This is a genomic window from Candidatus Hydrogenedentota bacterium (assembly GCA_035450225.1).
GTDB lineage: Bacteria > Hydrogenedentota > Hydrogenedentia > Hydrogenedentales > SLHB01 > DSVR01.
This window is the reverse complement of sequence record DAOTMJ010000023.1, coordinates 33,487-45,449: the sequence shown is the minus strand read 5'-3', so window position 1 is coordinate 45,449 and position 11,963 is coordinate 33,487. Positions and strand designations below refer to the sequence as shown.

Annotated in this window: 10 protein-coding genes and 1 tRNA gene; 6 read left to right on the top strand and 5 right to left on the bottom strand. The window is 59.3% G+C overall.

The features are described from left to right. Positions 1 to 65 precede the first annotated feature (65 nt). The 4 genes from P5540_12865 to P5540_12850 all read right to left on the bottom strand — a co-directional run bounded on the left by P5540_12865 (position 66) and on the right by P5540_12850 (position 2,844). Positions 66 to 142: transfer RNA gene (locus tag P5540_12865), tRNA-Met, on the bottom strand. Between the two features lie 274 nt (positions 143 to 416). After that, positions 417 to 1,682, bottom strand: a complete 1,266-nt coding sequence (locus tag P5540_12860; GenBank protein ID HRT65706.1) for a tetratricopeptide repeat protein — start codon at positions 1,680 to 1,682, stop codon at positions 417 to 419. After that, the gene (locus P5540_12855) at positions 1,679 to 2,074 is read right to left on the bottom strand and encodes a Rid family detoxifying hydrolase (protein HRT65705.1); all 396 of its coding nucleotides are present in this window, start codon (positions 2,072 to 2,074) and stop codon (positions 1,679 to 1,681) included. Before P5540_12855 ends, P5540_12860 begins: the two co-directional genes overlap by 4 nt. Positions 2,075 to 2,142: 68 nt before the next feature. Then, the gene (locus P5540_12850; protein HRT65704.1) at positions 2,143 to 2,844 is read right to left on the bottom strand and encodes a carbohydrate-binding family 9-like protein; all 702 of its coding nucleotides are present in this window, start codon (positions 2,842 to 2,844) and stop codon (positions 2,143 to 2,145) included. A gap of 223 nt (positions 2,845 to 3,067) precedes the next feature. On the opposite strand from P5540_12850, the gene P5540_12845 reads away from it, so the two are divergent. The 6 genes from P5540_12845 to P5540_12820 all read left to right on the top strand — a co-directional run bounded on the left by P5540_12845 (position 3,068) and on the right by P5540_12820 (position 11,342). Beyond that, entirely contained in the window at positions 3,068 to 4,000 is a 933-nt protein-coding gene (locus P5540_12845) for a carbohydrate kinase family protein (protein HRT65703.1), read from the top strand. A 1-nt stretch (position 4,001) separates the two neighbouring features. Next, positions 4,002 to 4,310, top strand: coding sequence for a hypothetical protein (locus tag P5540_12840; GenBank protein HRT65702.1), 309 nt, complete (start codon positions 4,002 to 4,004; stop codon positions 4,308 to 4,310). Between the two features lie 2 nt (positions 4,311 to 4,312). Further along, positions 4,313 to 6,844 (top strand): hypothetical protein, encoded by a 2,532-nt coding sequence (locus tag P5540_12835; protein HRT65701.1) that lies wholly within the window; start codon positions 4,313 to 4,315, stop codon positions 6,842 to 6,844. Between the two features lie 42 nt (positions 6,845 to 6,886). Beyond that, on the top strand, positions 6,887 to 8,815 hold the full coding sequence (locus tag P5540_12830; protein ID HRT65700.1) for a HEAT repeat domain-containing protein: 1,929 nt from the start codon (positions 6,887 to 6,889) through the stop codon (positions 8,813 to 8,815). Next, a complete protein-coding gene (locus tag P5540_12825) occupies positions 8,812 to 10,146 on the top strand; it encodes a PQQ-like beta-propeller repeat protein (protein HRT65699.1) in 1,335 nt (444 codons plus the stop codon). Before P5540_12830 ends, P5540_12825 begins: the two co-directional genes overlap by 4 nt. 62 nt (positions 10,147 to 10,208) lie before the next feature. Next, on the top strand, positions 10,209 to 11,342 hold the full coding sequence (locus P5540_12820) for a dienelactone hydrolase family protein (protein HRT65698.1): 1,134 nt from the start codon (positions 10,209 to 10,211) through the stop codon (positions 11,340 to 11,342). 37 nt (positions 11,343 to 11,379) lie between these two features. On the opposite strand, the gene P5540_12815 is transcribed toward P5540_12820, so the two are convergent. Beyond that, a complete protein-coding gene (locus tag P5540_12815; GenBank protein ID HRT65697.1) occupies positions 11,380 to 11,958 on the bottom strand; it encodes a hypothetical protein in 579 nt (192 codons plus the stop codon). Positions 11,959 to 11,963: the final 5 nt, after the last annotated feature.

The following is an 11,963-nucleotide window of genomic DNA, read 5'->3' as shown; positions in this document are numbered from 1 at the left end:
ACACTTGGTCCGTTTTTGGCATGAAAAAAGGACCTACGGGTTTCCGTAAGCCCTTTGATTCCAATTGGTAGCGGGGGGCGGATTCGAACCGCCGACCTTTGGGTTATGAGCCCAACGAGCTACCAGGCTGCTCCACCCCGCGTCATATTGAAAGTATACTTTTTTTTGGTGAAGAATTCAAGTGGATGAATTCCAGATGTAATAGAAGGGTAACGATATGTGCTCCGGAAAGGTCCGGCGTCTTCATGATTTGGATAGTTTTCCAGAGAATTTACCTTGTTTATTGCCACCACTGAAGTATGTAAATGGACCCCTATCTGGCCTCGTGGCGCTTTGGAGCAATCTTTCATTACCTATCTGTATGAGAAACGTGTTTATATGTGTCGTAGCCATCCCCACTTTCACCACGGTCTGGCTTAAAAAAGGCCATAGGATCGGGCAATCTCTTTTTCAAGCGTATTGTAGTTTCGGTTGTAGTTCCGGTGGACGGCCTGTTCGGGTGGCATTCGCTGTGCGATTTCGTTCAGCAGGCGCGCCATGCGGTGGCGTCCGTATTTCGATTTCAGGTGGAGGACCGTGGCGTGCGCCTGCGCATACGCCGCGGCGAGGACCGACGGTTCGATAGCGTCCATGGGGCTTTTTTCGAGAGCCGCCAAGGGAAAAAGGGCGTCTTGCGAAGCCCTTTCGCGCAACAAGGCCAATTCGCCCGGTTCAAGATCGCCACGGGCAACGGTTTCGGCCAATCCCTCGTTGAGCCACCACGGCGCATCGGGTCCGGCCAGGAATCGGACCACCACATGCGTGAATTCGTGATAGAGACGCTTTCGGAGTTCCTCGTCGCTGAGCGGAGTGCCGTCGTCCGCCAACAGGGGCAGCCTGATTTTGCCGTCGTACAACGCGCCGACATGCTGTCCGGCATTCGTCGCCGCCGAAAATTCCCGCGCGCTGTACACAATCACCTGAACCGGCGTGGGCGGATAGACCCCGCCGAATTCGCGCCCGACTTCGATGTATGCCCGCTCCAGCACGCTCAATGCCCGCCGAAGCATGCGCGTGGGAATCTCGGGAGAGTAGGTAAACTGGAAATGACGCGACGAAGACGGGCGGAATGCCGCCTCGACGCTTTCCTCGCGGGATGCTTTCTCCAGTTTTTGCTTCAGTCCGGGGCGGTTCGGCGCCACCTGAAGGACCCATTCCCATTGGATTCGCGCCGACGGCAGGTCGTTGTCCATGTAATACGCGTCGCCCAGCAGTTCGTGTGCATCGAGATTTCTCGGAGCAAGGTCAATGGCTTCTTCCAGGCGCGCAATGGCTTCGGGAACCAGATCCAGCCGCAAGTAGTACGATCCCAGTTGCACCAGCGGCGCATGGTTTTCCGGATCAATGCCGATGGCCAGTTCAAGGTGTTTTGCCGCAGCCGCGAAATCGGCTTCTTTCGCAAGGGCGTTTGCGGCGGACTGGTGCGCATTGCACAAGTTGCGGCGCACGGTGGCGTTGTCCGGAACCAGTTCATAGGCGCGTTCAAACGATTGAATGGCCGCGTCGAACCGTCCCTCCGAGTAAAATTGCGCGCCTTGGTTGTTCAATTCGTGGGCGGTTGTTTGCGCCTGTGCGGTAAAACAGGCCGGAAACGCCGCCAGCAGCAAAAACGCGATGGGGTTCAGTCGTCGTTGTTGTGTCATGATTCCACGTTGGGCAGCAGGGCAATCGCCTCGACTTCAACCTGTATGTCCATGGGCAGGCGTGCAGCCTGGACGCAGGTGCGGGCGGGGAAGTCGGAAACGAAAAATTCCTTGTAGACCTCATTGAATGCCGCAAAGTGATTCATGTCGGCCAGGAACGCCGTGACTTTGATCACCTGTCCGAGTCCGGATCCGGCATCCTCGAGAATGGCCTTGAGATTCGACAGCGTAAGCCGCGCTTCTTCCTGAATCGTTCCGCGCTTGATGCCGCTGCCGTCGGGCGCAACGGGTCCTTGCCCGGACACGAACAGCAGATTGCCCACGGCCACGGCATGGGAATACGGCCCCTGTGCGGGCGGACCGTTCGGCGCGATAATGCAACGTTTCTCCACGTCAAACCACTCCTTTGCTTGTCATCCTGAAGAAACAGTACCACAGGAACGCCATTGCGTCAAACGATTCACTCAAACCGCAAGACGCCGAAATGTTCCGGCTGGTGCAGGTTGAGTTCGGGACCAATCGGCGCCCATGTCGCCCAATGGGGATGCGAGGAGGCGTCGGCGCACTTGTTGAAATTGGCGCGCCATGTCTGGCCCGCAAGGGGACGAAGCGGGCCGATGTACTCTTCCAGGACATCCAGCGGAATATGGAATTCAAGCGTCCACACGACCGGCGCCGTAATTTCGGTATCAATGCGCGCGGGCATCGAATGGAACAGAGCCACGCGCGCTCCGATCGTCTTCGGGACCTTCACGAAGGATTCGAATTCGTCGTCCGGTTCCGCGGGATAGGATTTGCGCCGCCAGTCGCTTATGCAATAGAGCAACAGGTTTCCCCCGCAACTCATTTCAAAATTCATATACCCGCGATCCGGTTTGGGTTTGACGAAAAACTCGACGCATGAATCTTCATACACAGCCGCCTGATACTCTTCATGCCGGCAGACGACATAGCGATCCTCAACACGAAACAGACCGTAAAGATTCGCGTCGTCGTAAAGCATTTTGGCCTCGGCGCGGGGATGATGATCGCTGCCGGCCGGATGAAAATTCGCAAGGGCAAGCGCCGGTGCATCATTCCATGGCGCGTCGTCCCAACGCCTTTGCCCGTCGGGCGTATTGACGGCGCGCAACACGGTATATACAGGAATCGAATGGTCCATCCGGCCTCTCTCCAAGGTTTTCGACGTGCGCAGGCTACCGGATTCATTCCTGCGTTTCAAGACGCAACGGATAGGGTCCGGCCGGATTGCGCATGCCATAAAATGTGTTTACTATTGGGAAAAAGGTCCGTTGCGCGTTGCGAATTCGCGTGCTATACTCAATTTGTCGGCTCCATGAAGGAACGGCATGTGTCGGGGTTGGTTGGCTCGGATGGGTCATGCGATGGCGATTGATGTGGTGACAATCGGAGTTGTTTGCGCGGACGTAATGGTAAAGCCGGTGGACTCTTTGCCCAAGCGGGGTTCTCTGGGACTTGCTCCGCAATTGGAATTGCATTTGGGCGGACTTGCGGGCGTAACGGCGGCGGTTCTGTGCCGGCTGGGCGCCAAGACGGCTTTCACGGGCCGGCTGGGACAGGATGGGTTTGGCGATTTCATCATCAGCACGCTGTCGGCCATGGGCGTGGATGTGAGCCGCGTGCGTCGCACAAGCGAATGCGGCACATCTGCGACCGTTGTCCTGATCAGTTCAGATGGCGAACGAACCTTTTTACATCATTTGGGCACGAACACCCTGACTGGCGAAGAAGATGTTGACTGGGACTTGGTGTCCCAGGCGAAAGTTCTCCATTGGGGCGGGACCTCCATTACGCCATCCCTTGACGGAAAGCCCATCGGCCGCATCTTCGCTAAGGCGCGCGAACTCGGCGTAAAAACCTCTATGGACACCTGCTTCGACGGCAAGGGCATCTGGTTCCCCCACATCGAACACGCCCTGCCGCATCTTGACATCGCGATGTCGAGCATCGAGGAGGCCCGGAATTACACGGGCCAGGAAACGCCGAAAGCCATCGCGGACTTCTACCGTTCCTACGGCGTCGAAACGGTGATGGTAAAAATGGGCAGCGACGGTCTGTATGTCCAGAACGCAACGGAATCGTATGTCATCCCCGCGCACAAGGTGCCGGTGATTGACACGACAGGCGCGGGCGACGCCGCGTGCGGCGGTTTTCTCTACGGTTATATCCGCGGCTGGGATCTGCGCCGCTGCGGCCAGTTGGCCAACGCGGCAGGCGCCTTGACCGTTCAAGTGATGGGCGGCGCCGAGGGCGTCCGATCGCTGGATCAGGCCTTGCTATTGATGGGGAACGACTGACATGACGGCATGGATCGTCGCAATGCTGGTATGCGCCGCCGGTCTGGCGCAACAATCGCAGGGTCTTGTCTCTCAATCCGAACTTCCGCCCCCGGATGCAGCGGCCGCCAAGGCGCCGCAGGACGCACAGGCGCAATCCCGGACAGAAACGCCGCCCGCAAATGTACCGGCCCAAACCACGGCTGCCGAAACGCGCGCCGAGGCAACGCCTCCCGCCGCCGCGGCGCCCTCCGTGAAAACACAAACGGAAAGAAAACCGGCGCCCGGCACACGCGTGGCGGCATTCTGGTTTATCTTGCCGGGGAAATGATTATGCGGATGAATTTTCGGGTATGGGGATGCGTCCTAGCATGTTTGTTCGTGCTTGCCGCCGCGGCCGAAGAAAAGGAAAACGCCGCCGCGCCCGAAGACCGTCCCGCACCGAAAAGCACTGGTTACCGGCGTATGCCTTTCATCGGACCGGAACCGGGCGCACCACGGGCGGGCGCACGCCCATCCGCCATCCCCACCATCGAAGCGCCCCGCCACAAAGTCTCCGAGTCGCTCGAAGGGGAAATGCCCTTTTTCCCGGAAGAAACCTTCGTCCAGCCCGATTGGACCCAACCCCTACGCGATATCGAATTCGACCATATGACATCGCCCATGGGCGGAAGCAGGGAACTCGCACTGGAAGGAAACGTCCGGCTCAAACTGGACACGCTTTCATTTGCGGCGGACCGTTTCTGGAACGACGAGGCCCAAGGCACCATGCACGCCCAGGGCAACGTTCAAATTACACAGGGTCCCGCCTTTCTTACCGCCGACGACATTTTTTACCATGTGCCGGATGAGTCCGACATGCCCAAGGCGCTTATTCTGGAACCGCACACGACTGAGCAGCAGCGCGCCAAACTGCGACTTTCCTACGGTTCCATTATCGGGAAAAACATACATATCGTTGAGCCATCCGCCGATATTACGGCCGGGCATCTCGAATACGACGTCAAATCGTCGAAGGGTCAAATAGAAGACGTGCAGGGCCGGATCGGCCTTTATCATTTCGGCGCGGCACGGTTGCGGATTATCGGCCCGGCGGACGTGGACGGCGAAGACATCTGGGTAACGACCTGCGACCACGATCCCCCGCACTACAAGATTCGCCTCAAGAATGCCATGATGCGGGACGGAAAAGCCGTCTACGGGGAAAGCGCCCGCCTATATATCAACGAAGCCCGGATGCCGCTGTACTGGCCGCGTTACGGCTACATCCCCGGCGAGCGCGGCACGCTGCTCAACTTCGACCTTTCCGGCGGACATCGGGCAGGCATCGGCTATTACCTCAACACGGGCCAGCAATTCGCCCTCAGCCACGATGCCGGCATCGGCCTGCGCCTGTTCCCCACCACGCGCGCGGGCGTCGGTTTCGGCATTGATTCCAGTTACGATTTTACGAAAAATCCGGCCTCGCCGTTCTATTTGGGCAAAGGCCGGCTTAATTCGCTTTATACGACGGAGGGTCAAGGATACATCGAGTGGCGGCACCGGCAGGAAATCTTCGACGACACGGTTATGCTGGCGCAGGTCGAGCAGTGGTCCGATAGCCGGTTTTACAAGGATTTCTTCTATGAGAAATACCGGAACAGGACCCAGCCCCGCACGTTCGTGGATGTGACGCGTACCAAACCGGGATACGTCCTCAGCACAACCGTCCGGACCGATTCGCACGGTTTCCTGCAGGAAACGGAGCAGTTGCCGGACCTTTCCTATCATCTGCTCCAACGTCCGATCGCGGAACGTCTTTACATCTCGCTGGACAGCGTAACGGGATTTTACAACCTTGATTACTGGACCAGCGTGCTGGACAAGAGCAAAGAACGCCATACGGGCCGCCAGATCACCGTGGGCCGCGTCACCTACGATCTCGACCTGCACGAGGCGTTTTCGATCAATCCGTTTGCCGAAGTGGACAGTACGATTTACGCGGGGCGCAACGGCGGCGAAGAAAACGACTACCGGTTTGGCGGAACCGTCGGCGCCACGGCGCAAGGCCGCCTGCACCGGGCCTATTCCGGCTTCGCGGGGTTCTCGGGATTCAAGCATGTGGTCGTTCCATCGGTAACCTTTTTCCACCGGCCCGATCCCTCGATGAACGTAATCGAAACGCCCCGTTTCGACGCCTATGACGCGGCCTACGGGCGAAGCCGCGTCGAGGCCAAACTGGACAATGTGGTCTTTGGGCGCAATGAACGGACGGGCGAGGTCTGGCAGGTGGCGCGTCTCACGCTATACGGGGGCGAAGACTTCTCGAATGAGATAGCGCGCAGCAGGGATCTGGAAGTGGAGATGGACATCCGGCCTCGGCCCGCATGGGGCTGGGTGGCTTTTGCCGAACATCACGACATCAATCAGGACTCGATTCAGGAAGGTTCCGAATTTGCCCGGATGGCCATGCTTCAATTGCGCGATCCGCTCAATCCGCTCGGTCTGGACAGCGACGCCTTGTTCCGTTACGACATGCTCTACGGCGACTACGGGCGCGCGCTCACGTATCTCTATTACGGGGAGCGATCGCTGGAAGGGCGCATGAACGCGCGCGTCGGATTTGCGTACACCGAAACGGGCGACACGCTCTACAACCGGGAAGTGCTGTACGGGCTGGGGTGCCGTCTCGGCGATCATTGGGGTGTCGCATTCGAACATCGGTACGATTTCGCCCGTGAAAAAATGACGCAGCAAAAATATGAACTCCGGCGAAACCTGCATTGCTGGGAGGCCGCGCTTGTCTTTCGTGACCGCGAAACGGGATGGGATATCGGCATGGAATTCAATATTGTGGCCTTTCCGGGCACGCGGGTGAAATTCTAGGCGCCGGAAACCTCGCGTTACCATGGCAAAAGGACAGAAAACATGAAAAAACGTATCGGTTACTGCATGGTCGTTCTCATGGCGGTATCCTTTTTCGCGGCATGCGCGGGAACAGCCGCCGCGCAGGATGCACCGGATGAGGCCGCCTTGATCGGCGTGCTCCAAAGCGATGCGGGATGGCAGGAAAAGGATGCGGCCACCCGGGCGCTGCGCCAGAAAGGCACGGCCGCTTCCGTACCGGCGCTGGCCGCCCTGTTGACGAACAAGGAACTCTCCCACTCCGCCCGCTATGCGCTCGAACCGATGCCGTACCCGGAAGCGGGGCGTGCGTTGCGCGATGCGCTGGGTAAAACAGACGGCGCGTTGAAGGCGGGCATGGCCATATCGCTTGGCGTGCGGCGCGACGCGGAAGCCGTACCGATGCTCATTCCGTTGATCAAAGATGCCGATCCCGATATTGCACGCGCGGCGCTGGGGGCCCTTGGACGAATCGCAAGCGAACCGGCGGTCAAGGCATTGATGGATTTCCACAATGCGCCGGAAGCGATCTGTCCCGCATGGGCCGAAGCATTGCTCACGGCGGGCGAAATCCTCACAAAGGATGGCCATCAAGAACAAGCCGTCGGAATTTATCAGGCGCTGCAATCGAAAAAATGGCCGATCCATGTGCGCATGGGCGCATTCCGAGGACTGACTTATGCGCAACCCGACAAGGCGCCGGCCCTGCTGATTGCCGCAATGAAAGGCAAGGATCCGGCGTTTCGCGACATGGCCGCCCAGCTGGTCGCGGAGTTTCCAAGCGATGATTTGGTTCCAAGGTTTATCGAGGGTCTGGACAAATTGCCGCCCGAGGGCCAAGTCGCGATGCTGCGCGGTCTGGCGGGTCGGGCAGACAAGACGGCGGGGCCGGCGGTGGCCGGTTTGTTGGCCGCTTCCAACCCAGCGGTGAAACTGGCCGCCGTCAAAGCGCTTGCCTCGCTGGGCGGAGGGAAGGATGTGGCCGAGATCGCCGGGTTGCTCGTTTCGGACGACGCCGAACTGTCGAAAGCGGCTTATGCCACTTTGGTTGCGCTAAAAGGCGACGATGTGAATCCCGCCATCGCATCGGCTTGGACAAACGGTCCCGCGGCCCGGCGCGCCCTGTTGTTGGATATTCTGACCGACCGACGCGCGGATCAAACATTGTCGTTGGCTTCCCAGGGACTTTCCGAATCCGAACTATCGCTGCGCATCGCCGCGTTGCGGGCCTTGGCTCCGCTGGGCGGAAACGAACAGGTTTCGTTGATCCTGTCGAACTTGGCCAAGGCTTCCGAAGCCTCCGAGCGCACAGCCATCGAGAAGGCGCTGAGCGGCATTGCATCCCGATGCGGGGAAGCGCTGCTGCCCGATATTCTCGACGCCATGACCGGCGCTTCCGTCGAATCGCGCATCGTCCTGCTGCATGTGGTTGCGAAGATCGGTGGTCCCCAGGCGCTTGAAACCGTTTGCGCCGCCACGAGCGATGCCCAGGGCGCCATCGCTGAGGAAGCAGTCCGCGTGCTCGCGGAATGGCCCACGATTGATGCTGCTCCGTTCCTGTTTGCATTGGCGAAGAGCGACGATCTCAGCCGCCATGTGCTTGGCCTTCGCGGATACGTGCGTCTGGCGGGTATCGAACCCGCCCCAGAAACGAAATCGAAGATGCTGCTGGACGCGATGGATCTCGCCCGACGCCCGGACGAGCAAAAGATCGTGTTAGGCGGCTGGGGCGGCGTGCCGACGTTGCAGGCGCTTGATGTGCTGACGCCCTTTCTGGACAATAACGATGTGCGAAACGAGGCGGCGGTCGCCATCACGGCTGTCGCGGGACAACTCGGCAAAGATGCCGCAAACAAGCCGCGCGCAGTGGAAGCCCTCAAGGCCGTGATCGATAAATGCCCGGAAAGCGGCATCCGCGAACGCGCGCAAAAAGCGCTGAACAGTCTGTCATGACCACTCGCGCCTGCAGCGGCCTTCCCCTCTTCTGCATATTGCTCGTGTGGGCCATGTCTTCCGTGGCCGTCTGCGATAACGCGCGCGATTACTGGCCGCAATGGCGCGGTCCGGACCTGAATGGCGTGTCCCGCGCGCAAAACCTGCCCGAAACATGGAGCGAAACGGAAAATATCGTCTGGAAGACGCATCTCCCGTCGTGGAGCGGCAGCACGCCCATCGTATGGGGCCACCGCGTTTTCGCGGCGTCGCCATCCGAACCCGAATCGGGGCAGTCGGAAGGCGGTTCACGGCTCTTGCTGGTCTGTCTCGCCCAAGAAGACGGGCGTCCGCTCTGGATCCGCGATCTCGACTCCGGAAACCAACTCCAGCATAAACAGAACATGTCGTCGCCATCGCCGGTCACCGATGGAACCCATGTTTGGGTCATGACGGGCACCGGCACGGTCGCCGCCTTGACCATGGACGGCGATGTCGTCTGGAAGTTCAATCTTCAGAAGGAATATGGGCCGTTCGGCCTGAATTTCGGCTACGGTTCCTCTCCCCTGTTGTACAACGGCAAACTTTTCGTGCAGGTTCTGCACGGATACACGACAACAGCGCCTTCGTATGTCATGGCTTTCGAGGGCCTTACGGGAAAAGTGCTGTGGCGCGTCGAACGTCCGACGACCGCCCGGGGCGAGTCGCACGACGCCTACACGACACCGACGCTGGTTGCCAATGATGGAAAAACACAAATCGTCGTGTCGGGAGGCGACTATGTAACCGGACATGATCCCGAAACGGGCGCGGAAGTCTGGCGCGCGGCCGGACTCAATCCCCGCAATTCGACAAGGAACCGGATCATCGTTTCGCCGGTGGCCGTTGACGGCATCGTGTATGCCTGTTCGAGCCGGCGGCCGCTGCTGGCTTTGCGGGGGGGCGGCACGGGCGACGTCACGGCCAGCCATCTCGCATGGACATGGGATGCATCCGGCGGGCCGGATGTGCCCACCCCCGTCTGTGACGGTAGGCATCTGTATATGGTTGCCGACCAAGGCGCAGCCACATGCCTCGACGCAAAAACCGGCGCGGTGGTGTACAGCCCGACGCGAACGGCCAAAGGCATCGTCAGCGCATCCCCCGTCCTCGCGGACGGCAAAATCTACATTACGAATGAAGACGGCGTGACAACCGTTCTCGCCGCCGGTCCAGAATTCAAGATACTTGCAACCAATGCGTTGCCCAGCGAAGGCAAGACTCTTTCGTCGCCCGCCGTGTCCGAAGGCCGCATCTATTTGCGCACCCCGACGCATCTCTATTGCATCGGCAAGAAACCGGGAGGCGGATGAATCCGAACTCGACCGATGCCGGCAATGAGACATGGCGCAACCGTAATAGGGAGAGATTGATTATGTTGACCCGGTTCGGCATTCCCGCATTTTTCCTCGCCGTCATTGCATGTTCCGCGCTTGCCGGGGAACCCCCGCTATCCGACCCTGAAAAACCGGGGCCCTATCCTGTCGGCGTCACGACGATGCAGTTCACGGACCACGCCCGCACGGATGCGTTGACGAAAAAGGACCGGTCGCTGCTGACCGAAATCTGGTACCCCGCAACGGACGAGACGAAAGACCTGCCCAAAAACCGGCTGCTCGATTTCTTTCTGCGGGGAACCGACACCGCATTGCCTATCCTGATGCAGGCGGCCTTCGGCGTGGATGTGAAAAAGTTGGACGAATCGTTCAAGAATTTTTCCGTGCGCGATGCACGCATCCGCGACGGACTTTTCCCGCTCGTCTTGTTTTCGCATGGAAACGGCGGCCTGCGCTTTCAGAATGCGTTTCTCTGCGAACATCTCGCGAGCCACGGCTACATCGTCGCCGCGCCCGATCACACCGGCAACGCCGCCTGCACCTATGTGGACGGGCAACTGATTGCATACAACGAGGCCGGTCGCGATCAGGCGGCAACTGATCGCCCGATTGATATCCGGTTCCTCATTGACACCTTCCAGCGCCTTGTCGGCGGCGCCGACAGCCGTTTCCTCGAGCGGATTGATATGAGCCGCATCGCCGTGGCCGGCCATTCGTTCGGAGGCTATACAAGCACTTGGGTGGCCGACACAGAACCGCGCGTCCGCGCAATTATCCCGATGGCCGGTGTCGCCAAGGAACGGGTGAATTTCGAATGTCCGGCGCTGGTCATGGTGGCCACGGAAGACAAGACCATGGGACTTGAGGGAAACGACCGCATTCGCCGGTATTACGAAGACTCGAAGGGACCGCGCCATTTCGTTGAATTCAAAAACGCCGGCCATTTCTCGTTCACTGAAATGTACCAGTTCAAGCCTGATTTCGGCGATGGCATCGGTTCCGGCAAGCGCATCGCCTCCGGCGAACCCGTCACCTACACGCCGATGGACGTCATGTACCCCCTTATAAACGGCTATGCCACAGCCTTTCTCGGCAAGTATCTCAAAGGCACTGATGCCTACGATTCCTATCTCAAGGAGAATCGAAACCCAGCCGAACTTATTGTCAAGTAACGGTTTAGCCAGGAAAACAGGTTGGCGGGACAGTAGATTATTCCGGGCGTTCCAACCGGTCTCCATCGCCGCCGCGATTGCCGCGGTTGCCACGCCAGATCCGTCGGTTTCGGTTGGGCCCCTTGTAGGAATCGTCTTCGGCGCTGACGGCTCCGTCGCCGTTTCGGTCGAAATAGTCGAACGCGGGCTTCAACAAATGCGAATCGGCGGCGGAGGCCTCCTCAAACGTGACGCGCCCGTCGCCGTTGGCGTCGGCTTCCATGATTCGCTGTTTCATGCGCGTGTTGATGTTTTGCTCGGGCGGATCGAGCGATTTGTCCGCCAGCGCGGGATCCGTCCATTGAATCCGGGGCCGCATGGTGCCGAAGTTTTCCACACGGCGGCCTTCCGCCTTCCCCACGACTTTGCCTTCCTTGTTGAGAATATCGGCCTCGTAGGGCCGCGGCTCCCCTTCCCTGCGTTTTTCGCCAAAACGGACTTTTTTCACGTGGACTTCCCGGCTGACAAGCCGGGGATCTTCGTTGAGGGTCTTGAGCACCATTTGGGCATCTTGGTCCTGACAGGCGCACAACGCCAGCGTCATCAACAGAGACATAACCGCCAGTTTACTCTTCATCGAGG